Raw genomic sequence first — 21,268 nt, 5'->3', positions numbered from 1 at the left:
AGAGCCGGGTTTCACAGACAACTCAGGAGGAACCAACATGTTGTCACGTCGTACCCTCATTGGCGCGCTCAGCGTTTCAGTCGCGATGGCCACCGCACCGATGGCCCTTGCACAGGACGAAATCTACATCCCGCTGGTGTCCAAGGGATTCCAGCACCAGTTCTGGCAGGCCGTGAAGGCCGGTGCCGATCAGGCCGCGGAGGAGTTCGACGTGCGGATCACCTTCGAAGGTCCCGACAACGAAACCATGGTCGATCGCCAGATCGACATGCTGGCCGCCGCGCTGGCCAACAACCCGGCCGCCATCGGCTTTGCCGCCCTCGACAGCCAGGCCGCGATCCCGCTGCTGCGGCAGGCATCCGAGGCGGGCATTCCCGTCATCGCCTTCGACAGCGGTGTGGACAGCGACATTCCCGCGGCGACCGCGACCACCGACAACGTCGCCGCCGCGGCATTGGCGGCCGACAAGATGGCCGAATTCCTCGGCGGGTCGGGCAAGGTCGCCGTCGTGGCACATGACCAGACCAGCCGCACGGGTATCGACCGCCGCGACGGGTTCCTCAACCAGATGGAAAGCGCCTATCCCGATATCGAGATCGTTTCCGTCCAATACGGTGCCGGTGATCAGCTTCAGTCCACCGAGGTCGCCAAGGCGATCCTGACGGCCAACCCCGATCTGGGCGGCATGTTCGGCACCAACGAAGGATCGGCCATCGGTATCTTGAACGCCGTGCGTGAGATGGGCGCCGAAGGCGTGACGATCATCGGCTACGATTCCGGCAAGGCCCAGACGGACGCGATCCGCGATGGCCTGATGGCGGGTGCGATCACGCAGAACCCCGTCGGTATCGGCTATGAGACGGTCAAGGCCGCCGTGGCGGCGATGAACGGCGAAGAATTGCCGGCGGTCATCGATACCGGTTTCTACTACTACGATCAGTCCAACATCGACGACGCCGAGATCCAGGCCGTCCTCTACGATTGATCACGCCATGCGTCGCAGCCTGCGTCTGCCGTGGGCTGCGGCGTTCCGAATACGAAGCCAGAGGACTGCATGAAACTATTGCGTTACGGCCCCGCGGGGCAGGAAAAACCGGGATGTCTGGATGCGGATGGCCGCGTCCGGGACTTGTCTGGCCATGTCGACGATATCGCGGGGGCCGCGCTTCTGCCCGACACCATTGCCCGCCTGACGGCGCTCGATCCCGCGACACTGCCGCTGGTGGATGGCACGCCGCAGGACGGGCTGCGCCTGGGCCCCTGCGTCGGGCAGACCGGCAAGTTCGTCTGCATCGGCCTGAACTACGCCGACCATGCCGCGGAAAGCGGGCTGGAGGTTCCGCCGGAGCCCGTGATCTTCAACAAATGGACATCGGCCATCATCGGCCCGGATGACGACGTGGTCATCCCGCGCGGCAGCAGGAAGACCGACTGGGAGGTCGAACTGGGCGTCGTGATCGGGAAGGGCGGGGCCTATATCGACGAAGAGAACGCGCTCGACCACGTAGCCGGTTTCTGTGTCATCAACGACGTGTCCGAGCGCGAGTTCCAGATCGAGCGTGCCGGCACTTGGGACAAGGGCAAGGGCTGTGACACCTTCGGTCCGACGGGGCCGTGGCTGGTGACCCCGGACGAGGTCGGTGATTTCGACAACCTCGCGATGTGGCTCAAAGTGGATGGCAAACGGTATCAGGACGGGTCGACGTCGACGATGGTCTACAAGGTGCCGCACCTGATCTCCTATTGCTCCCGGTTCATGAGCCTTCAGCCCGGTGACATCATCTCGACCGGCACGCCGCCGGGCGTGGGCATGGGGCTCAAGCCGCCGACCTATCTGTCGGGCGGAGAGACGATGCGCCTCGGGATCGAAAAGCTTGGCGTTCAGACGCAGGCCGTCCGGTCCAGCGACCAAGGCTAGGGTCAGCACCGATTCCCTTTCAGGGCAAGGTTGGCGCGCGGATATCCGCGCGCCATCGACACGCGGAAACAAGCGGTTCTTCCTTTCCGCGATGCGCGTCGATCATGGTGCGGGGCAGGGGGCATGGCCTCGCCACCACGACAAATCCCGACACATGCGCAAGGGTGCCTTGACCTCGCTCAAACATTTCGACATTTCACGATATATGGAAATGTCTCGCGCCCTTGCGGCCTTTGCCGCGCTCAGTCAGCCGACCCGCCTCGACGTCTTCCGTCTGCTCATTCGGGCCGGACCGGAGGGGATGGTGGCCGGAGATATCGCGGCCCAGTTGGGCGTTCGTCAGAACACCCTGTCGGCAAACCTTTCGATCCTCGTGGGCGCGGGCCTGCTGAGCAATACGAGGGAAGGCCGTTCGATACGCTACCGCGCCGACATGGACGGGCTGCGCGGGTTGTTGGCGTTTCTTTTGCAGGACTGCTGCGGCGGCGACCCCGGCCTGTGCCAGCCCCTGATCGACGAACTTGCCTGCGCCTGCTGATGCGCGCGCCCGAAAACCCGAACAGACCGGAGCCCTTCTGATGACTGACATACCCGCCCCCGCAATCAATGGCATGAGCGTTTTCGAACGCTGGCTGACCCTGTGGGTCGCGTTGGCCATTCTGGCCGGTCTGGCCCTTGGCTGGGCGGCCCCCGGCCTTGTCGAGGGGATCGCGGCGGCCGAAATCGCGTCCATCAACCTTGTCGTGGCGGTCCTCATCTGGGCGATGGTCTATCCGATGATGGTCGGTGTCGACTTTGCCGCCGCAGCGGGTGTCGCGCGACAGCCCAAGGGCCTTTTGATCACGTTGGCGGTCAACTGGCTGATCAAGCCGTTTTCCATGGCGCTGCTGGCCGTGCTGTTCTTCGATCATGTCTTTGCCCCTTTCATCGCACCCGAGGATGCGGCGCAGTATATCGCGGGTCTGATCCTGCTGGGGGCCGCGCCCTGCACCGCGATGGTCTTTGTCTGGTCGCAGCTGACGCGCGGGGATGCGACCTATACCCTCGTGCAGGTGTCGGTGAATGACCTGATCATGGTCGTGGCCTTCGCGCCGATCGTGGCGTTCCTGCTGGGGGTGACGGACATTGCGGTTCCATGGCAGACGCTGGTTCTGGCCACGGTCCTGTACGTTGTTCTGCCCCTCGCCGCCGGTGTGGCGACACGGCGTATCCTTGGAACGCCGGACCGGATCGCGGCCTTTACCGCACGTGTCAAACCATGGTCGATCGTCGGCCTGATCGCGACCGTGGTCATCCTGTTTGGCTTGCAAGGGGCCGTCATTCTCGACCGCCCGTTGATCATCGCCCTGATCGCCGTGCCGATCCTGATCCAGAGCTACGGCATCTTTGCGCTGGCCTATGGTGCAGCCTATGCCATGAAGGTCCCGCACCGGATCGCAGCCCCCTGCGCGATGATCGGCACGTCCAATTTCTTCGAACTGGCGGTCGCCGTCGCGATCAGCCTGTTTGGTCTCAATTCCGGCGCGGCCCTGGCCACGGTCGTCGGCGTGCTGGTCGAGGTGCCGGTCATGCTGTCGCTGGTTGCCTTCGCAAACCGGACGCGGACCCGTTTCGCCGAAAGCTGAGCCTTTGCGCGCATCGGTCGGGCCAGGCGGCCCGTCCTCAGGTCCTGTCGGAATGTTCGACGGGACCGCCCTGTTCCGCCCAGGTCGAGAAACCTTCCTTCAGGTGAGCAGCCTCGAACCCCATGTCCTGCAAGGTCGCCGTGGCAAGGGCGGATCGCCACCCGGACGCGCAGTGCAGCACGAAGCGGCGCCCGTCCTGACGGAACACCTCCTTGAAATAGGGGCTTTCGGGGTCGACCCAGAATTCCAGCATCCCGCGCGGGGCATGGATGCTGCCGGGGATGAAACCGCTGCGCTGTCGTTCGCGCACATCCCGGATGTCGACGACCACGAGGTCGGGATCCTTCAGCGCGGCGATCAGGTCCGGTGTCTCGACTTCTTCGATCCGGGCGCGGGCATTTGCGACCATCCGGGCCGAGGAAACCTTGAGCTTGTCCATGGGAATGCCTTTCGTTTGCTGGGCCACGGCCTCTGATCGGACCGTGACCTGCGGAAGGGGTCGGCGCAACCGCGGACAGTATCGTGAAGGGAGGGCAGATCGTGACCGACATGGGGGGCGGTCTTGGTGTGCGAGGGTGACAATGTCACCGACGTATCCGGAACAGGGTGGTCTACTGACGCCATCAGGAAAGGACATCCCATGACAGTTTCCCGCAATATGGGTCTTATCGATCGTGGCCTTCGCTTCGTTCTGGGCGCGGCCCTCATCATCGCCACCCTGATGGGGGCGATCGGCATCTGGGGGTGGGTCGGCCTCATCCCCCTTGCCACGGCATTCATCGGCTTTTGCCCGTTGTACCGCATCATCGGGGTAAAGACCTGCTCCGACTGCTGAGTGGAGGCGCGCGCGACAATGCAAGGCCCGGCGCCCTGAAGGGGGACCGGGCCGTTTTCCTGTCGGTGGCTGACCGCGGTGAACGGGTCAGGCGCTGCGCAGCAGGGGCGTGGTCTTCATCTGTCGGCCAAGCCAGATCCCGATCAGCATCGCGGGCACGAAGATCAACGTGCCCGGGGCCAGCATCGGCAGGGCCGTCCATGCCGGGCCGGGGCAGAACCCGCCGATGCCCCAACCGATGCCGAACAGGGCCGCGCCTGTCACGAGGGGGCGGTCGATATCGCTGGCTTGCGGCAAGTCGAACGATGGCATCAGGATCGGGGACCGGCGCCGCCACGACAGCCGGAACCCGATGAACGACACGACCACCGCGCCGCCCATCACGAAGGCGAGGCTGGGGTCCCAGGCCCCGGCAACGTCGAGAAAGTTCAGAACCTTTGCCGGGTTGGCCATGCCCGACAGGACGAGGCCGAGGCCGAAGACGAGGCCCGAAAGGAAACCGAGGACCGGCCGCATCAGACGCCCCCCCCGATGACGTGGCGCAGGACGAACACCGTCAGCCCCGCGAACAGCATGAAGGTTACGACCGAAACCATCGACCGCCCCGACAGGCGTGCAAGGCCGCAGACCCCGTGCCCCGATGTGCACCCCGACCCGATCGCGGTTCCCGCTCCGACGAGCAGGCCCGCCACGGCCATTGCGGGAAGGTTGGCCGAAACGCTCTGCTCCGGAAAGCCGCCGGATACGGCCAGCCACAGCAGCGGCGCCGCAAGCAGGCCCGCGATGAACGACAAGCGCCAGCCGCGATCACCGCCCGTGGCGGACCCGATCGTGATCCCCACGATCCCGGCAATGCGCCCGAAACCGGCCATCACCATCACGGCGGACAGTCCGATCAGGACACCCCCCGCAAGGGATGCCCAAGGGGTGAAGTCGGTTGGGATGATTGGCAGCATGGCGGTCTCCTGATCAGGCGGCTGTGGGCAGCGGTGGCACATCGAGGGCACGCACCGCGGAATGGTGGGAAAGGTGGACATCGCCCCGCAGCGTTTCCAAAAGATGGGACCGCTTCAACCTGTCCATCACGGGGCCCTTCACCTCCGACAGATGCAGGGCGACGTTCATGTCCCCGAGGCGTTCGTTGAGACTTTCGAGAGATTCAAGCGCGCTGAGGTCGACTTCGTTGACCGCCGAGCACAGCAGGATGACATGCCGGATCGCACGATCCCGCGTCACCCGGTCGAGGATCAGATCCTCCAACACGCGGGCATTCGCGAAATACAGGCTCTCGTCCGGTCGCAGGGCCAGAACATGGGGCTGTGTCTCTACCTCGTGGCGCAGGATATTGCGGAAATGCTCCGTCCCCGGAACGCGCCCGACTTCTGCGATATGCGGGCGGGAGGTTCGGTTCAGATGCAGCAGCAGCGAAACCGCGACGCCCGCGGTCACGCCCGTTTCGACGCCGACCAGCAACGTCAGAAGGATGGTCGCCGCGACGGCGGCGAAATCGGCCTTTGCATAGGCCCATGCGGTGCGCAGGATGGACAGGTCCACAAGGCTGAGCACGGCCACGATGATCGTCGCCGCAAGCGTCGCCTTGGGAAGGAAATGGATCAGCGGCGTCAAGGCGATGGCCGCGAATGCAAGCCCCCCCGCCGTCAGGATGCCGGCCGCTGGCGTGCGGGCGCCGGCGTCGAAGTTCACGACAGACCGCGAAAAGCCGCCCGTCACCGGAAAGCCCCCGGTGAATGCCGCCCCGATGTTGGCCGCGCCAAGGCCCAGCAGTTCCTGATTGGGATCGATCCGGTCGCGCGTCTTTGCGGCGAGGGTCTGCGCGACCGAAATGGACTCCACGAACCCGATGATCGAGATCAGGATGGCGGGCAGGGTCAGTTGGCGCACCAGTTCCAGCGGTACAGGCGGCAGGGTAAAGGGAGGCAGGGCCTGTGGCACGGCCCCGACGATGGCGACGCCACGATCCTGCAGCCCGAATTGCCAGACGGCCCATGTGCTGGTCGCGACGGCGAAGACGGGGCCGGCCTTGACCATGATGTCGACGGCGGTCCTGCCAAGACCCAGTCGATGCAGCATCGGGCCGAACCCCCTGCGCACCCAGAACAGAAAGATCAACGCGGCCGCCCCGATGATCACGGTCGGTCCGTTCGTGTCACCGATGTTGTTCAGCATGGCGCGGGCAATATGGATCAGGTCGTGGCCGCCCCCGTCGATCCCGAGGATATGGCGCAGCTGGCTGGCGGCGATCAGGATGCCCGACGCGGTGATGAACCCCGCAACCACAGGATGCGACAGGAAACTGGCGAGACGCCCGAGGCGCAGAAGACCCATCGCCAGAAGCAGCAGGCCGGACATGCCCGCAAGCGTCAGGGCGGCGGCGGCATAGCCGGTCGTTCCCTGCTGCGCGACGTCGCCCAGGGCGGAAGCCGTCATCAGGGACACGACGGCGACCGGGCCGACGGCAAGGGCGCGGCTGGTCCCGAAAAGCGCATAAAGGATGATCGGAACGATCGAGGCATAGAGCCCCGCCTCGGGCGGCAGACCGGCCAGCAAGGCATAGGCCAGCGATTGCGGGATCAGCATGATCGTCACGATCAGCGCGGCCAGAAGGTCGGCGCCAAAGGCCCCTCGATCATAGGACCGACCCCATGTGAGGATCGGGAAATGGTCTTTCAGGGTCATTGCATGTGTTCCGGGGCGGGCGCGGTTGCGCCCTCAATTGTCTGATCGTGTCACATTGACCGGGCGCAGGACACCGCACCCGGGTGATCGGGCGGGGTCAGGCGTCTTCCTTGGCCGGGGCCGGCTTGGCCATCCATTCGCGCCCCTTCAGCATGCCCTTCCAATAGACCGGGGGCAGCATGCGTTCCTTCAGCAACCATGCGGCGCGCGTCGGTCGGGTGCCGTCGATGACCGCCTTGGGAAAGCTGGGCAGCAACCGGCCGCCATAGCCGAACTCCGCAAGGACGATCTTGCCCCTCTCGACCGTCAAAGGGCAGGAGCCGTAGCCGTTGTAATGCGCCACCGGAGAGCGCCCGCGCATGTCGGCAAGCACGTTTTCGGCCACCACGGGCGCCTGCATCCGCGCCGCCGCGGCGGTCTTGGCATTGGGCGCATTCATCACGTCACCAAGCGACCAGATGTTGTCATGAGTCTTGTGGCGCAGGGTGGCCTGATCGACATCGACCCACCCGGCCGCGTCGGCCAGGGGCGAGACGCGGATGAAATCGGGCGCCGTCTGCGGAGGGCACACGTGGATCATGTCGAAATCCATCGTGACGTCGCGCGCCGTCTCGTCCGGTCTGGCGACCTTGAACGCGGCCTTGCGGGCAGGGCCGTCTATCGCCGTCAGGGTGTGAAAGAAGGACAGGTCGGCGTCGTAGCGTTCGACGTATTCCATCAGGGCGGGGACGTATTCCTTGACGCCGAACAGAACGCCACCGGCGTTGGCGAAGGTTACATCGATGTCACGCAGGACATTGCGTTTTTCCCACGCGTTGCAGGACAGATACATGGCCTTTTGCGGTGCGCCGGCGCATTTGATCGGCATTGGCGGCTGTGTGAAGACCGCGCGCCCCCGGCGCAGACCCTTGACCAGTTCCCACGTATAGGGGGCGAGGTCGTAGCGGTAGTTCGAGGTCACGCCATTGCGGCCCAGCGTCTCGGTCAGGCCCTCGACCGCGCCCCAGTCCAGCTTGATACCGGGACAGACGATCAACCGTTCGTAGCCGACGACACGGCAGCCATCGAGGATAAGGGCGTTGCGCGCGGGTTCGAACGCTGCAACTGCGGCCTTGATCCATGTCACGCCGCGCGGAATCAGGGACGCGGTCGTGCGTGCCGTCTGTTCGGGCGAGAAGATGCCGCCGCCGACCATGGTCCAGCCGGGTTGGTAGTAATGCACATCGGCGGGGTCGATCACGGCCACGTCCACCGACGGACGCCGCGATTTCAGGCTGGCGGCGACGGCGATGCCCGCCGCCCCGGCCCCGACGATCACGATGTCATGGGTGACATCGGGTTTGTCCGTCGGTGTGCGCCCCCCGTTTGCGATGCGGCGGGCAACCCCGCTCATGTCATAGCCGGCGGCCTTTGCTGCCCCGAGGATCTCGGGCATCGGACGGTGCGGGGCTTCGGCCAGCGCCCATAGTGTCGTGGACCGCGTGCCGGTGCGGCAGAAGGCAAGCGTCGGCCCCGGCAGTTCATGCAAAGCGGTCTGAAATGCGGTGACATCAGGCGCGCCGATCCTGCCGGAGGTGACGGGGATGTGCCGGGCCTCCAGCCCTGCGGCCCCGGCCGCTGCGGCCACCTCGTCGAACGAGGGCTGATCGCCGTCTTCACCATCGGGACGGTTGCTGATGATCGAGCGGAAACCCGCGGATTTCAGCGCGGCGAGATCGTCTGTGGTGATCTGGGGCGACACCGAGAGGCGTGCACTGATCTTGCGAATGTCCATCGTCATCTGTCCCTTCCGGTCACAGGCCGTTTACCGGCACCTTGAGGACGGGATTGCCGTTCTCGTCACGCGGCACCTCGCCGGCGCGCATGTTCACCTGCAACGACGGAATGATCAGGTTGGGCACCTTCAACGTGGCATCCCGCTCTGTCCGCATGGCGACGAAATCCTCGCGCGAGGTGCCGCCGCCGACGTGGATGTTGTGGGCCTTTTCCTCTCCGACCGTGGTTTCCCAGCGGATGTCGCGGCCGTTCGGGCCGTAGTCGTGACACATGAACAGGCGCATGGCATCGGGCAGGGTCAGAACCTTCTGAATGCTGTCATACAGCTCGCCCGCGTCACCGCCGGGAAAATCCGCGCGCGCGGACCCGCCGTCAGGCATGAACAGGGTGTCACCGACAAAGGCCGCATTGCCGACCACGTGCACCATGCAGGCCGGGGTGTGACCCGGTGTTGCCATGGCGAAGGCGGTCATGTCGCCGATCCGATAGGTGTCGCCATCTTCGAACAGGCGGTCGAACTGCGACCCGTCGCGCTGAAACTCGGTCCCCTCGTTGAAGACCTTTCCAAAAGTCTCCTGAACGACCATGATTTTGGACCCGATGCCGATCTTTCCGCCCAACGCGTCCTGAATGTAGGGCGCGGCGGACAGGTGATCGGCGTGGACATGCGTCTCGATGATCCAGTCGAGGGTCAGGCCGCGTGTTCTGACCTCGTCGATCATCGCGTCCGCATGATCATGGGTGATGCGCCCTGCGGCGTAGTCGATATCCATGACGGAATCCACGATGGCGCAATGTTGTGTCGCCGGGTCGACGACGATGTAGCTGATGGTGTTGGTGGCTTCGTCGAAATGGGCCGAAACGTCCGGGGTCACGTCCATCTGTACGGGATAGGTCATGGCAGGTCTCCTCCGTGTGCCCGTCGCTGCCCCGGTTGCGGGGCTGACGAGATTGCTGGTCTACGAACGGAAGATCGCCATTGAACGCTGTCGGATCGCGGCGCTGTTGTCCGTCGTGTCCCGACCTGAGTAGCGCGTGTTCAGATGGCTGTCGGTGACTTTGTCACCGAGGCGCGATGTTGCGCGTGTTGCGGCGCATGCGCCTGTCGCTGCGGCCGCCGGCGGGGTCGCCCCATCACGGCGGATGGGACGCCTGCGCGGCAGGATTAGGGCCATGGCCGATCAGGTCAGGTATCCGGCGATGCGGTCCTCGATGGCCTTGACGACGGCCGCGACGGTCTGCGGCTTTGCCGCATCCGGATGCGGAGGGGCAAAGCGGCCTGCGTCGTTGTCGAAATACTGCCCCGATGCCGTCGCGAATTCCCCGGACAGGGCAGCCCGCATCAGGATATCCGCGCCGATGCCGATATCATTGCCGGAGACGCCGAAACCCTTGCGCACCATGTCGGTCGCCAACAGGGAGCCGGGGTTCACGGCGACGGTAACCGGCCCTTCCGCGGCCAGTTCCTCGGCGAGGGACTGGCTCCACATCGTCAGGGCCAGCTTGCTTTGGGCGTAGGCGTCCATCGCCCGTAGGCGGCGTGTGCCCGCCATGGCCGCAAGATCGACAGGGGCCTGCGCGGCAGAGGACAGGTGCACGATGCGGCCCGATTGCGGAATCACGGGCAACAGCATCCGCGTCAGCAGGGCCGGGGCCAGCGTGTTGACCACGAACCGAAGATCCTGACCGTCAGCCGTCAACGGATGGTCCAGCTTGAGAACGCCCGCATTGTTGATGACCGCGTCGAGCCTGCGCTGGCTGTCCCGCAGATCCCGCCCGAGGCGGGCAACCTCGGCCAGATCCGACAGGTCGGCCAGGTAGGTCTCGACCTTGCCGGCCGTGGGGGCGGAGCGGAGGTCGTGGGCGGTTGCGGCCAACTTGTCCGCGTTCCGGCCGTGAACAAGCAGGTGATGGCCGTCGCGGGCCAGGCGGCGCGCCGTTTCCAGCCCGAGGCCGTCCGTTGCGCCGGTGATGAGGATGGTCTTGGTCATGAGGTGGCCTTCCGGTTCGAGAAATCGGGCAGGATGTCGTCCGCCAGCCGCTTCATCGTCGTTTCGATACCGGCGCTGTTGAACCGCAGGTTGATGGCAACGTGATTGATGCCGAGGGCCCGCAGGTCGGTCAGGTATCGACGAAGGAAGCCGCTGCCCGACTGAAACCCGAGGTGGATCGGGCGGGCGGGTGCATCGGGGTCGTCCAGCAGGTTGACATACAGCGATTGCATCACGGGCTTGTCCGGCAATCCTGCCTCGGCGATCCGGCCGCGATAGTCGCTGACGACGCGGCCCTGGCTGGCGGTATCGCGGGGATAGGTCATCCACCCGTCGCCGTTCCGGGCGACCCAATCGGGCGATTGCTGGCTGCCCCCGGTTATCAGAAGCGGCAGGCGGTCGCCCGTTGGTTTCGGCAGCATGTCGATCGTGCCCGCAACTGCCCCGTGCCGGTTGTCGAACGTAGGGTAGGGGGCGCCCATGGCGCGGATGTAATCGACGCTGTCGCGGAACCGCTCACCCCGGTCGGGAAAGGTCATGTTCAGCGCCGGATACTCTTCGGGTCGGTCGCCCGACGCGACCCCGAGGAGCAGACGTCCGTCCGAGAGGACATCCGCCGACGCCGCCGCCTTGGCGACATGCGCCGGATGCCGCAGGGGCAGGACGACGCTGGCCACGCCCAACGCGATGTCGCTTGTCGCCATGGACAGCGCACCCAGATAGACGAACGGGTCGAACCCCTGTCCGGCATCCCCGAACGAGGGGACATTGAACGGCACATCGCGCAGCCACAGGGCCGAAAACCCCATCGTATCGGCCAATTGCGCACGTTCGACATGGCGCGACATGTCCGCGACCGGATCCCGGCCATGGGCGTCGAGGGGGACGACCAACCCGATGGACAGCCGATCAGGTTGGAACACCGCGTTGTAGGCGCGGTTCAGGGGCGCAAAACGCGGAGGTTCGGAAATGTCAGACGATGTGGCGTCCATTGCCTTGATCCTTGCGGTTGACCGGGGCGGTGCGGGACCTGCGCCGCATCCCCCAGGAAATGTTGGCCCGCGCCGCCGGGCACGGGCCAACATGATCATTCAGGCAAGGTCGTCCTTGCCCTCGATGAGAAAGTGGTGACTTACCGAACCGCCCGTGCGCGCCCGCAGATGCGGGCCATAGGCATCGTCCGCCATGAAGGCTTCGGCCTTTTCCCCTCGCGGGCCATTCGATGATGATCCGCAGGCCGGCAGCCAGCGCCGCGCCTTCCAGTTGTTCATGGCTGGCCGTCCGGGCGATGTACCTGCCGCCATGCGCCGCGACGCGCGCGTTCGCAGCCGGCAGGTAGTCCGGTATCCAGTCTGCGCTGGTCGGCGTGACGTCGAGCACGGAATAGCAGGGCATGATGCTCTCTCCTTCGCGGGGCAGGGGCGGTCAGATCCCGCCGAGGACCTGTTTGCCGATGACGCGACCGCTTTCCTGCCGGGCATGGGCGGCCAGCATCGATTCCACCGTCATCGCGCCAAGGCGTTCGGTTACGGTCGATTGCAGCACGCCCTCGTCCAGCATCTGCGACACCCGGTTCAGCAGATCGCGCTGAACCTCGATATCATCGGTGCCGAACATCGACCGGGTGAACATGAATTCCCAGCTGATCGTCAGGGCCTTCGGCTTTGCCGGCGCGATGTCCAGGCCCTGCGGATCGTCGATCAGGGCAATATGGCCGCGAGGCGCGATCAGATCGATGATCGCGGGGTAATGCTGATCCGTTGCGGTCAGGGCGGCCACGTATTCGGGGGCAAGGCCCAGATCCTTGATCTGCCCGGCCACGTCGCCACGGTGATCGATGACGTGATCGGCACCCATCTTGCGTACCCAGTCCCGTGTTTCGGGGCGGGATGCCGTGGCGATCACGGTCAGCTTGGTCAGGGTCTTGGCCAGCTGGATCAGGATGGATCCGACGCCGCCCGCGCCGCCGATCACCAGCAGGGATTTGCCTTCGCCGCCGCCTTCGACAAGGCGAAATGCGTCGAACAGCATTTCCCATGCCGTGATCGCCGTCAGCGGCATGCCCGCCGCCTCGGCAAAGTCGAGCGTCTCGGGCTTGCGACCAACGATGCGTTCATCGACCGCCTGCAGGGCCGCGTTGGATCCGGCGCGGGTCACGTCGCCCGCATAGAAGACCTCATCGCCCACCTTGTAGCCTGTCACCTCGGCGCCCGTCTCCACCACGATGCCCGCGGCGTCGAAGCCGAGGATGTCGGGGCCATTCTCGGGCGCACGCGCGGCGCGCAGCTTGACGTCCACGGGGTTGAGGGACACGCCCCTGACCTCGACCAGCAGGTCGCGTGGCCCGACGACCGGCTTTGGTGCGTCGAACATCTGGAGGGCATTCGGCGCGTCTATGGGGCCGGTTTGTTCGTATCCGATCGCTTTCATCATCAGTCTCCGTTCAAAGATGTGCTGCCTCGGAAATACCCTTTGCCGTGGCGAACAAAACGCCGCATTCAGGACTTCAGTTTCTTGATTCAGGAGATAATAGCGTGGACACGGCAAGCCTGCGCCTGTTCGTCATGGCGGCCGAACGGTTGAACATCAGCGCCGCCGGTCGCGCACTTGGACTTGCACCGGCGGTTGCCAGTGCACGCCTCGCGAAGTTGGAGCATGAATTGGGCGCGGAGCTTTTGCATCGCACCACGCGCAAGGTATCGCTTTCGCTGGAAGGATCGGAATTCCTGCCCTACGCGCGAGAGATCCTTGCCCAGGCCGACGCCGCGCGCACCGCGCTTGGGGACAGCGGCACCAGCAACCCCAAGGGCACGCTGCGCTTTGCAGCGCCCAGCAGTTTCGCGCAACTGCACGTCATGCCGCTATTGCCGCGATTCCACGCGGCCTATCCCGACCTGACGCTCGATCTGCGGCTGTCGGACACGCGGTTCGATACGATCGAAGGCAGTTTCGACCTTGCCCTGCGCAGCGCCCCGTTGGCGGACAGCAGCCTCAAGGGACGCAAGCTGGCCGATGACACGCGCATCCTCTGTGCTTCGCCCGGTTACCTGAAGGTGCATGGAACACCCCAAGCGCCAGAGGACCTGCGCGGTCACGGCTATATCGCATGGGCCAACGCGGCGCCGCGTGAGTTGATCAATGCCGCGGGGGACACGGCGCTCTTGCGCCCCGAGGAGATGATTTGCCGGACGATCGTCGATGACGGTGATGCGCAGCGCGAGGCGTCCCTCGCCGGGGCAGGTCTGTCGGTCAATTCGCTGTGGAGCGTGAGCCACGAGCTTGCCTCTGGCCGCCTTGTCCATGTCCTGCCGGACTGGCGGCTGAACGATCGATCGGTCCTCTGGCTGGTCTATCCGCGGTCCAACGTCCTGACGCCAAAGACACGTGTCGTCATCGATTTCCTGATCGAACATCTTGGCGATCGCTGGTCCGGCGCGTCCTGACACCTTGGCCGGCGGCGGGCCGGATCACGGGCGCCGTCACGCAAGGCCCGCGGGCAGGTCGATGGACTGGCTCCATTGTCTTGGGGACTGGCTGTAAAGGCGTTTGAATTCCCGGCTGAACTGCGACGCGCTGACATATCCCACTTCGGAGGCAGCTTCACTGACGGTCATGCCGCCCGCGATCTTCATGGCAGCGTTGTTGAGGCGCATTGATTTCATGAACTGAAGGGGCGACATCGTCGTCGCCTGCTTGAACTTGCGGTGAAGGACGGCCCGGCTCATGCCGACCTGAGACGCCACGTCGTCGATGGTGACCGTCTCGTTCAGGTGGCAGGACAGGTATTCGATCGCGCGCGCGATCTCGTTGCCGACGCCGAACGCCCGACGGGCGGCGAACCCGGCCTCTCCGCGCAGGACGGCGTAATAGAGTTCCCGCAGCCGCCCATGGCCCAGAACGGCGGCATCCGCCGCGGTGTCGGCCAGCAGAAGCAACCGCAAGAGGGCATCGCCGAAGGCGGCGTCCCAAGGCGCCAGAACGAGACCCTGAGGAACGGAATCGCCTTTCGGAGGTCGGATGGCGCCCGCCGCCTGTTCCAGTTCGATCGCAAGTTCCCGCATGAGCCGGGTGTCGAGGGTGATCATGACGCCCAGAAGCGGCGTCTGTTCCGAGGCCTGGGGCGTTCCGGCTTCGACGGGCATGGACATGGGACAGCACATGTACCGTTGGCTGTCGTAGACGAACCTGTGGCCATCCAGAACCGCCTCCTTCGCACCGCTGACAATCGCGACGATCGTCGGGTCATAGACCGCCGGGGCGCAGGCGATCGGCGTTGTCGTCCGGAACAGTTTCACTCCGGGCAGACCGATGCCTTGCAGGCCATCCTCCGTCATCCGGGTCTGTATGAAATGCTCGATCCGTTCTTTCGACATGCCGCCCTTGTAGCCGCGGTTCCTGTCCTCGGACAAGCATGTTGATACGATCAGGCAAGTATTCGCGACGATGGCGTATGTTTTCCGAGTTCCGTGAGAGTTATATGCACTTCAACAATGAAGTAGCAGCATAAGGCCGGTTTGGTTTCCGCGGATAGGAGAATGACAATGAAAGACACGCAATTCGGACCCGACGGCTGGAGGCCGGAGCGTATTGGTTCGCTTATAGGCAAGACCTTCGTCATTACCGGTGCAAATGCCGGGGCAGGGTTTCAGGCCGCGCGGATCCTTCTATCCAAGGGCGCCAAGGTGGTGATGCTCAATCGCAGTTCCGAAAAATCGACCGCAGCGGTCAGGGATCTGAAATCCGAATTCGGTGCGGCGGCCGACGTCAGCTTCGTGCGCATGGACCTCGCCGATCTGGCAAGCGTTCGCGGCGCGGGGCAGGAGGTGTTGGCCACGGTCCCGCGCATCGATGCGCTGATCTGCAATGCGGCCATCGCGCAGGTGCCTTCCCGCAAGCTGACGGTCGATGGGTTCGAAAGTCAGCTTGGCACGAACCATTACGGTCATTTCGTCCTCTGCGGCATGCTCTTCGATCGCATCGACGCCTCGCGGGGCCGGATCGTCGTGGTTGCCAGCCTCGGCTACAGGATGGGCCTGCGCACGATCAAGTTCGACGACATGAACTGGGACAGGAACTACAGCCCGAACGCCGCCTACAGCCAAAGCAAGCTGGCGCAGATGATGTTTGCCTACGAGTTGCAGGATCGCGTGGTGGCGTCGGGCAGGAACGTCGACGTCTATGTCTGCCACCCTGGTGCCTCGGCGACATCCCTGATCAGCACGAGTGGCGGGTTGATCACGCGGATCACGTTCGGTCTCATGTCCATGTCGCCTCTGGTCCAGAGTGCAGAGAAAGGCGCCTACCCGGAAGTGATGTGTGCAACCGAGGCCGAACTGGAACACCGGGCGCTCTATGGCCCGACCGGGCGGCTGCAATTCGTCGGTCCTGTCGGGAAGGGATCGTTGGAGCCCTATGCCCATGACAAGGCCACCATGCAGAGGCTGTGGGAGCGGTCGGAAAAGGAAACCGGCTTCGCATGGTCAGTCTGACCTGGCGGTCCGGCGACGTGGTCGGCGTGGGTCGCATCGCCCCCTCGGGCCTAAAGCTGTGCCGGCATCGGTCACGGCAGGGCCGGCTTTCAGTCTCGTGAAAGGTTTGGGGACGTTTGTAGGGCCATGCAGACAGTCGCCCGGACCGGCGAGAGGGCTGCGCCTTTTTCGTCCGGGCGCAGCCGCCGGGCCGTGGCATGATCGACCCTTCGACCAAGTTCGCGGGTCGGTCCGGGCCGCTGGCGGCCCGGACAGGCGATACGAAGACCCCTCGGCCTGTCTAGATGATCGTGATGTCATCCTCGAGGCTGAAGGGCGAAGGCACGTTGCGCAACAGGACGATGTCCCCGTCTCCGAAGTCGAACTGCACGTCGGAGCCCACGTCTGTCGCAAAGGTTGCCACCACCTGCGCCTCGGTCAGGGTGCCATGCGTGGACAGCCAGAGGGCATCGTCCAACTCCAGCTGGTCGAACCCGCGGTCATAGTTCGTGACCGTGTCCGACCCGGTGCCGACACGGAACACGAAGGTGTCACGCCCGAAGCCGCCCGTCAGTTCGTCGTCCCCGGCCCCGCCGTCGAGGCGATCGGCATCCCGGCCGCCGTCCAGCGTGTCATCCGCGGCCCCGCCGATCAGCGTGTCCTCGCCGTCGTCACCCGACAGCAGATCCCCGTTGCCTTGACTCGTGGCATTTACGGCGCCCTGACCGGACATGAGCAGGTCGTCACCCGACCCACCGCTGAGCGTGTCCACGTCGGCTGTTCCAAAATCGTCGCCACCGGTGATCGTATCGTCGCCCGACCCGCCGGACAGGCTCTGGGCGCCATTGCCGCCGATCAGGCTGTCGTTGCCGGACCCGCCGGACAGGGTGTCGGCGCCAAAACTGTTGTCGCTCGACGAGCCGGCATAGAGGGTGTCATCGCCGCCGCCGCCCGACAGGCTGTCGTCGTCTGCGTCACCTTCCAGCAGGTCGTTGGCACTGCCCCCGATCAGCGTGTCGTTGCCCGATCCGCCGGACAGCAGGTCGCCATTGCCCTCCAGCCCGGCATCGACGGCCCCTTGACCCGACACGAGGCTGTCGTCGCCGGATCCACCGCTGAGCGTGTCGACGTCGGCCGTGCCGAAATCATTGCCGCCGCGCAGGGTGTCATTGCCGGATCCGCCAAACAGCTGCTGGGCGCCGTTGTCACCAAGAAGGCTGTCGTTGCCCGAACCACCGGACAAGGTGTCGGCACCGAAATTGACCGCTCCGGCCGCGCCGGCATAGAGGGTATCGTTTCCGGCCCCACCCGACAGGCTGTCATCGTCGGCGTCGCCTTCGAGTAGATCGTTGGCACCGCCTCCGATCAGCGTGTCGTTGCCCGATCCGCCGGACAGCAGGTCGCCATCGCCCTCGTCGCCGATGTCGACTGCGCCCTGGCCGGAGACGAGGCTGTCGTCGCCCGACCCGCCACGCAGCGTATCCACATCGGCGGAGCCGAAGTCGTCGCCGCCGCGCAGGGTATCGTTGCCCGATCCGCCGAACAGGTCCTGGGCACCATTGCCGCCGAGCAGACTGTCGTTGCCGGATCCACCCGACAGGGTGTCGGAGCCGAAACTGTTGTCGTCTGCCGATCCGGCATAGAGCGTGTCATCGCCCGAACCGCCCGACAGGCTGTCGTCGTCGGCGTCGCCTTCCAGCAGGTCGTTGGCGTTGCCCCCGATCAGCGTGTCGTTGCCCGATCCGCCCGACATCAGGTCGCCGTTGCTTTCCTGGCCCATGTCGACCGCGCCCTGACCGGATACGAGGCTGTCGTCCCCCGATCCACCGCTCAGCGTATCGACGTCAGCGGTGCCGAGATCATCGCCGCCGATGATCGTATCGTTGCCGGATTGTCCCGACAGGCTCTGCGCGCCGTTGGCACCCACGAGCAGGTCATTTCCCGATCCGCCGAACAGGGTGTCCTCGCCATAGCTGTTGGTGGTTTCCGTAGCCGCATAGAGGGTGTCGTTGTCTGCGCCGCCAAGAATGCGGTCGCTGCCGGATCCGCCCGAAACGGTGTCGTTGCCCGCGTCGCCATCGACCCTGTCGTCGCCGCCGTCGCCCATGATCGCATCGTTGCCGTCACGACCGTTGATCGTATCGTTGCCGCCTTCGCCCTGCAGGGTATCATCATAGATACTGCCGCGCAGGATATTGGCCGCGGCGTTGCCGATCACCGTGCTCGCGACCTTGTCGAACGTGAACAGGTTCTCGACCCCGGACCAGTCACCCCTGAATCCCTGTCCCGCGGTGTTCCGACCTTCGTCGAGGTCGATGATCAAACGGTTCGCCGTGATGTCGAAAGGACCTTCGAACTGCAGGGTGTCATCACCCGAGCCGCCGACGATCGTCGTCGTTCCGGTCAGCGGTGTCAGGATGATCAGGTCGTCATCCGCGCCGCCATCGAGCACGACGTCCCCATTCGTCGATGTCAGGGTGTCGTCGCCGTCTCCACCGGTCAGGCTGGCCGAAGCGGTGACGGCAACGATGCTGTCATTGCCCAATCCGCCTTCCAGCGTGTCGCCGAAGTCGAAAGACCCCCTGATCGTGTCGTTGCCCGCCGTGCCGATCACCCGTTCGATGGAGGTCACCGTCGTATCAGGCCCCGAACCTTCGATGGTGCCGTCAAGCAGATTGACTTCGATCCCGGTGGTGCGTGCCGAAGCATCGAGCGTGTCGGTATCGTCGCCACCGTCGATGTCGTCGAGATCGTTGTCGTCGAGCAGGAAGGTATCGTCGCCGTCGCCGCCATCGAGCGAGTCGACACCTGCGCCGCCGTCGATCGTGTCGTTGCCCTCTCCGCCGTCGATGGTGTCGTTCCCACCGCCGCCTGACACGGAATCGTTGCCGCCCACGGCGAAGATCGTATCCGCAACGCTCGACCCGGTGATGGTGTCCGCCTGTGGCGTGCCGGTGGTCGTGCCATCGGTCGGATCGACGGTGATGGCGTCGTCTCGCGGATCATAGATCGCGGTCCGGATGTCGCCGGCCTCGCCCCAGGTAACCAGAATGCGCCCGTCCGACGTCAGGTCGAGCGATGCAGGATCCCCCAACTCGTCGGCCAAGTTGGGATCGATGAAGACGGTAGAACCGACCTGAACACCTTCGCTCTGGCGCAATCCGAACAACCGATTGTTCGTCGTGTCCTCGAACAGGACGAAATACGAATTGTCCTCCAGTGCTATGATGTCGGCCAGGCGAAACTGCAGGGTAGGATTGTTGGTGACGACGAAGTCCGATTGGTTGACCGTTCCATTGGCAGCATAGATGGAACCGCGCAGGTCCCCGTCTTCGTCCCAGGCGACGACAAAGCGACCATCGGGCAGGGCGGCAATGCGCGGGTTCGCATCCGGGCTGCCATCAGGGGTCGAGATATTGTTGATCAGGGTGAAATTGGTGCCGTCGGCATTGCTGATCAGGACCTCGACCGTACGTTCGACTCCGCCGGCTGTGTCGTCGTTGTCCAGATACACGGTTGCAAACCCGCCCCCCGTGAGGGCGACGGTTTGCGGCGAGACAAGATCTTCGTTGGCCGAAATTCCCCCGGCAAACCCATCCTGCCGCAGTGTAACCTCCGCCCCGACGGTCGTCCCATCGGCGGAGATCTTTCTGCCCACGATATTCTGAGTGGTGCCGGAGCTCGTCTCGTAGGTGACGAAGAGGCTATCGTCCGCGCCGACCGCAATGCTGGGGTTGCTGTATTCGACGCCCGAGCCGGAGGTGTCGTTTACGACGAAACCACCACCGATCTCGGGCCCGGTGAAGGCCCCACGCTGGCCATTCTCATCGTAGATGCCGAAGATGACGTCAGTCTCTGTCCCGTTGGAGAACATGTAGACGATCGCAAACCCCCCGTCGGAGCGGGCCGCGACAGTGTGGTCGTCTTCGCTTCGCGTAAAGCCGAAGCCGTCGTTGAGAAACAGCGAACCCGTGAGCGCGTTGCCCAGCGGATCGAAGATCACCCCGATGATATCGCTTCCACCGCCATTGCCCACAGACTCGTTCTCGTCGGTCCAGGACACAAGGAAATTGCCGTTCGACAGCCCTGTAACGACCGGATCGCGCTGATCATCGGCAAGGACGAGGTTGGCGGTGAATTCGGAAAGCCAGAGAAGCGGAGTTGTGGTCATGTAAAATTCCTTCACGGATACAGGCACGGGCACTGATAAATGGTCGTTACCGACGCGGACTTCGCATCGCCGACAAGGGCATAGGCTTCCAGAATCGCGACGTTAACAATTTGCTACACAAAGCGTCGCGATTTAGCCACAACTGCTTGCCGCGGTGCCTGAACACGGCACGAAAGCGTCATCCTCGCCCGGCGATCGCCGGTCGTAGACGGCGTTCGTCACGGTGGTAGCCTGTCCAGCGTATCAAGGTTGGTGGCCCGTAGCGCCCGCTGGCGCCCTGGGGGTCGGTGCGCATCCGAGCGGGGTCATTCCATAAATGCCATCCGCCCGGGCCCGTGGTCTTGATGGCTGCACTGATGAACAGCAGGTTCAGCTGGCATCCCTTACAACGATAGGGAACCTGCAACGCCAGTTGCCTTCGCTCGCGGCACAGGGTCGGCAAATCCGATAACCGTGAGCCCAGAACCTTATCAAAGCACCGGGCAGTCCTAAGAAAACGATCTCTCAAGTACAGAGAAATCCGCGCCGGGCGGATGATTTGATGGTTTCGTAAGGATGATGGTGGCGGAGACGAAGGGATTCGAACCCTCGAGACGGTTTCCCGCCTACTCCCTTAGCAGGGGAGCGCCTTCGACCACTCGGCCACGTCTCCGCCGACGCGTTTAGGGGGCGGGTGGCGGAGAGACAAGCCGAAACTTGCGATCTCGGGATCAGGATGGCGGATGTCTTTTCGGGCGGCGCCTTGCCGGTAGGGTCTGCGGAATCGATCTGATGCGACCGCGGCGTC

20 protein-coding genes and 1 tRNA gene are annotated in these 21,268 nt (G+C 64.5%); 8 read left to right on the top strand and 13 right to left on the bottom strand.

What is annotated here, in order from left to right:
* The first annotated feature begins 37 nt into the window (after positions 1 to 37).
* The 4 genes from V6N07_RS06735 (at position 38) to arsB (ending at position 3,543) form a co-directional block, all read left to right on the top strand.
* Positions 38 to 985 carry an ABC transporter substrate-binding protein gene (locus V6N07_RS06735; protein ID WP_371154998.1) on the top strand — a complete coding sequence of 316 codons (948 nt, stop codon included), beginning with the start codon at positions 38 to 40 and terminating at the stop codon, positions 983 to 985.
* A gap of 69 nt (positions 986 to 1,054) precedes the next feature.
* Entirely contained in the window at positions 1,055 to 1,918 is an 864-nt protein-coding gene (locus tag V6N07_RS06730; protein ID WP_371154996.1) for a fumarylacetoacetate hydrolase family protein, read from the top strand.
* Positions 1,919 to 2,123: 205 nt separating this feature from the next.
* On the top strand, positions 2,124 to 2,456 hold the full coding sequence (locus V6N07_RS06725; RefSeq protein WP_371154994.1) for an ArsR/SmtB family transcription factor: 333 nt from the start codon (positions 2,124 to 2,126) through the stop codon (positions 2,454 to 2,456).
* Between the two features lie 40 nt (positions 2,457 to 2,496).
* A complete protein-coding gene (gene arsB / locus V6N07_RS06720; protein WP_371154993.1) occupies positions 2,497 to 3,543 on the top strand; it encodes an ACR3 family arsenite efflux transporter in 1,047 nt (348 codons plus the stop codon).
* A 37-nt stretch (positions 3,544 to 3,580) separates the two neighbouring features.
* On the opposite strand, the gene V6N07_RS06715 is transcribed toward arsB, so the two are convergent.
* A complete protein-coding gene (locus V6N07_RS06715; RefSeq protein ID WP_371154991.1) occupies positions 3,581 to 3,982 on the bottom strand; it encodes a rhodanese-like domain-containing protein in 402 nt (133 codons plus the stop codon).
* 219 nt (positions 3,983 to 4,201) lie between these two features.
* Here V6N07_RS06715 and V6N07_RS06710 point away from each other — a divergent pair, with 219 nt between their 5' ends.
* Positions 4,202 to 4,378, top strand: a complete 177-nt coding sequence (locus tag V6N07_RS06710; protein ID WP_371154990.1) for a DUF2892 domain-containing protein — start codon at positions 4,202 to 4,204, stop codon at positions 4,376 to 4,378.
* A gap of 87 nt (positions 4,379 to 4,465) precedes the next feature.
* Here the strand turns inward: V6N07_RS06710 and V6N07_RS06705 are convergent, their stop codons facing one another.
* From V6N07_RS06705 to V6N07_RS06685, 5 genes are all read right to left on the bottom strand, one after another.
* Entirely contained in the window at positions 4,466 to 4,894 is a 429-nt protein-coding gene (locus V6N07_RS06705) for a DUF6691 family protein (RefSeq protein ID WP_371154989.1), read from the bottom strand.
* Positions 4,894 to 5,334 carry a YeeE/YedE family protein gene (locus tag V6N07_RS06700; protein ID WP_371154988.1) on the bottom strand — a complete coding sequence of 147 codons (441 nt, stop codon included), beginning with the start codon at positions 5,332 to 5,334 and terminating at the stop codon, positions 4,894 to 4,896. Before V6N07_RS06700 ends, V6N07_RS06705 begins: the two co-directional genes overlap by 1 nt.
* 13 nt (positions 5,335 to 5,347) lie before the next feature.
* Complete coding sequence (locus V6N07_RS06695; RefSeq protein WP_371154987.1) at positions 5,348 to 7,075, bottom strand: SulP family inorganic anion transporter; 1,728 nt, start codon at positions 7,073 to 7,075, stop codon at positions 5,348 to 5,350.
* A 97-nt stretch (positions 7,076 to 7,172) separates the two neighbouring features.
* The gene (locus tag V6N07_RS06690; RefSeq protein ID WP_371155399.1) at positions 7,173 to 8,849 is read right to left on the bottom strand and encodes a TIGR01244 family sulfur transferase; all 1,677 of its coding nucleotides are present in this window, start codon (positions 8,847 to 8,849) and stop codon (positions 7,173 to 7,175) included.
* A gap of 19 nt (positions 8,850 to 8,868) precedes the next feature.
* The gene (locus V6N07_RS06685) at positions 8,869 to 9,750 is read right to left on the bottom strand and encodes an MBL fold metallo-hydrolase (protein WP_371154986.1); all 882 of its coding nucleotides are present in this window, start codon (positions 9,748 to 9,750) and stop codon (positions 8,869 to 8,871) included.
* Between V6N07_RS06685 and V6N07_RS06680 the strand changes: the two genes are divergently transcribed.
* Entirely contained in the window at positions 9,749 to 9,883 is a 135-nt protein-coding gene (locus tag V6N07_RS06680) for a hypothetical protein (RefSeq protein ID WP_371154985.1), read from the top strand. The two genes, V6N07_RS06685 and V6N07_RS06680, sit on opposite strands and share 2 nt — an antisense overlap.
* Before the next feature lie 149 nt (positions 9,884 to 10,032).
* Here V6N07_RS06680 and V6N07_RS06675 read toward each other — a convergent pair whose 3' ends face one another.
* From V6N07_RS06675 to V6N07_RS06660, 4 genes are read right to left on the bottom strand one after another with little or no spacing between them, the layout of a single operon-like run.
* Positions 10,033 to 10,842, bottom strand: coding sequence for an SDR family NAD(P)-dependent oxidoreductase (locus tag V6N07_RS06675; protein ID WP_371154983.1), 810 nt, complete (start codon positions 10,840 to 10,842; stop codon positions 10,033 to 10,035).
* A complete protein-coding gene (locus V6N07_RS06670) occupies positions 10,839 to 11,834 on the bottom strand; it encodes an LLM class oxidoreductase (protein WP_371154982.1) in 996 nt (331 codons plus the stop codon). Before V6N07_RS06670 ends, V6N07_RS06675 begins: the two co-directional genes overlap by 4 nt.
* Complete coding sequence (locus V6N07_RS06665) at positions 11,815 to 12,237, bottom strand: DUF1330 domain-containing protein (RefSeq protein ID WP_371154980.1); 423 nt, start codon at positions 12,235 to 12,237, stop codon at positions 11,815 to 11,817. The genes V6N07_RS06670 and V6N07_RS06665 overlap by 20 nt, the downstream gene beginning before the upstream one ends.
* Before the next feature lie 30 nt (positions 12,238 to 12,267).
* Positions 12,268 to 13,272 carry a zinc-binding alcohol dehydrogenase family protein gene (locus tag V6N07_RS06660; protein ID WP_371154979.1) on the bottom strand — a complete coding sequence of 335 codons (1,005 nt, stop codon included), beginning with the start codon at positions 13,270 to 13,272 and terminating at the stop codon, positions 12,268 to 12,270.
* Positions 13,273 to 13,376: 104 nt separating this feature from the next.
* Here V6N07_RS06660 and V6N07_RS06655 point away from each other — a divergent pair, with 104 nt between their 5' ends.
* A complete protein-coding gene (locus V6N07_RS06655) occupies positions 13,377 to 14,285 on the top strand; it encodes a LysR substrate-binding domain-containing protein (protein ID WP_371154977.1) in 909 nt (302 codons plus the stop codon).
* 36 nt (positions 14,286 to 14,321) lie between these two features.
* On the opposite strand, the gene V6N07_RS06650 is transcribed toward V6N07_RS06655, so the two are convergent.
* Entirely contained in the window at positions 14,322 to 15,251 is a 930-nt protein-coding gene (locus V6N07_RS06650; RefSeq protein ID WP_371154976.1) for an AraC family transcriptional regulator N-terminal domain-containing protein, read from the bottom strand.
* A gap of 132 nt (positions 15,252 to 15,383) precedes the next feature.
* Between V6N07_RS06650 and V6N07_RS06645 the strand changes: the two genes are divergently transcribed.
* A complete protein-coding gene (locus tag V6N07_RS06645; RefSeq protein ID WP_371154974.1) occupies positions 15,384 to 16,331 on the top strand; it encodes an SDR family oxidoreductase in 948 nt (315 codons plus the stop codon).
* Between the two features lie 280 nt (positions 16,332 to 16,611).
* On the opposite strand, the gene V6N07_RS06640 is transcribed toward V6N07_RS06645, so the two are convergent.
* On the bottom strand, positions 16,612 to 20,481 hold the full coding sequence (locus tag V6N07_RS06640) for a beta strand repeat-containing protein (RefSeq protein ID WP_371154972.1): 3,870 nt from the start codon (positions 20,479 to 20,481) through the stop codon (positions 16,612 to 16,614).
* 562 nt (positions 20,482 to 21,043) lie between these two features.
* Positions 21,044 to 21,133: transfer RNA gene (locus V6N07_RS06635), tRNA-Ser, on the bottom strand.
* Positions 21,134 to 21,268 lie beyond the last annotated feature (135 nt).

This window comes from Jannaschia sp. 2305UL9-9 (assembly GCF_041403465.1).
Taxonomy (GTDB): domain Bacteria; phylum Pseudomonadota; class Alphaproteobacteria; order Rhodobacterales; family Rhodobacteraceae; genus Jannaschia.
The sequence above is the reverse complement of the archived record's forward strand: the minus strand, read 5'-3'. Positions and strand labels throughout refer to the sequence as shown.

Excerpts from the sequence above, each read along its gene's own strand:
- V6N07_RS06735 (WP_371154998.1), top strand. The coding sequence starts at position 38 with ATGTTGTCACGTCGTACCCTCATTGGCGCGCTCAGCGTTTCAGTCGCG.
- V6N07_RS06730 (WP_371154996.1), top strand. The coding sequence starts at position 1,055 with ATGAAACTATTGCGTTACGGCCCCGCGGGGCAGGAAAAACCGGGATGT.
- V6N07_RS06725 (WP_371154994.1), top strand. The coding sequence starts at position 2,124 with ATGGAAATGTCTCGCGCCCTTGCGGCCTTTGCCGCGCTCAGTCAGCCG.
- arsB (WP_371154993.1), top strand. The coding sequence starts at position 2,497 with ATGACTGACATACCCGCCCCCGCAATCAATGGCATGAGCGTTTTCGAA.
- V6N07_RS06715 (WP_371154991.1), bottom strand. The coding sequence starts at position 3,982 with ATGGACAAGCTCAAGGTTTCCTCGGCCCGGATGGTCGCAAATGCCCGC.
- V6N07_RS06710 (WP_371154990.1), top strand. The coding sequence starts at position 4,202 with ATGGGTCTTATCGATCGTGGCCTTCGCTTCGTTCTGGGCGCGGCCCTC.
- V6N07_RS06705 (WP_371154989.1), bottom strand. The coding sequence starts at position 4,894 with ATGCGGCCGGTCCTCGGTTTCCTTTCGGGCCTCGTCTTCGGCCTCGGC.
- V6N07_RS06700 (WP_371154988.1), bottom strand. The coding sequence starts at position 5,334 with ATGCTGCCAATCATCCCAACCGACTTCACCCCTTGGGCATCCCTTGCG.
- V6N07_RS06695 (WP_371154987.1), bottom strand. The coding sequence starts at position 7,075 with ATGACCCTGAAAGACCATTTCCCGATCCTCACATGGGGTCGGTCCTAT.
- V6N07_RS06690 (WP_371155399.1), bottom strand. The coding sequence starts at position 8,849 with ATGGACATTCGCAAGATCAGTGCACGCCTCTCGGTGTCGCCCCAGATC.
- V6N07_RS06680 (WP_371154985.1), top strand. The coding sequence starts at position 9,749 with ATGGCAGGTCTCCTCCGTGTGCCCGTCGCTGCCCCGGTTGCGGGGCTG.
- V6N07_RS06685 (WP_371154986.1), bottom strand. The coding sequence starts at position 9,750 with ATGACCTATCCCGTACAGATGGACGTGACCCCGGACGTTTCGGCCCAT.
- V6N07_RS06675 (WP_371154983.1), bottom strand. The coding sequence starts at position 10,842 with ATGACCAAGACCATCCTCATCACCGGCGCAACGGACGGCCTCGGGCTG.
- V6N07_RS06670 (WP_371154982.1), bottom strand. The coding sequence starts at position 11,834 with ATGGACGCCACATCGTCTGACATTTCCGAACCTCCGCGTTTTGCGCCC.
- V6N07_RS06665 (WP_371154980.1), bottom strand. The coding sequence starts at position 12,237 with ATGCCCTGCTATTCCGTGCTCGACGTCACGCCGACCAGCGCAGACTGG.
- V6N07_RS06660 (WP_371154979.1), bottom strand. The coding sequence starts at position 13,272 with ATGAAAGCGATCGGATACGAACAAACCGGCCCCATAGACGCGCCGAAT.
- V6N07_RS06645 (WP_371154974.1), top strand. The coding sequence starts at position 15,384 with ATGAAAGACACGCAATTCGGACCCGACGGCTGGAGGCCGGAGCGTATT.
- V6N07_RS06640 (WP_371154972.1), bottom strand. The coding sequence starts at position 20,481 with ATGACCACAACTCCGCTTCTCTGGCTTTCCGAATTCACCGCCAACCTC.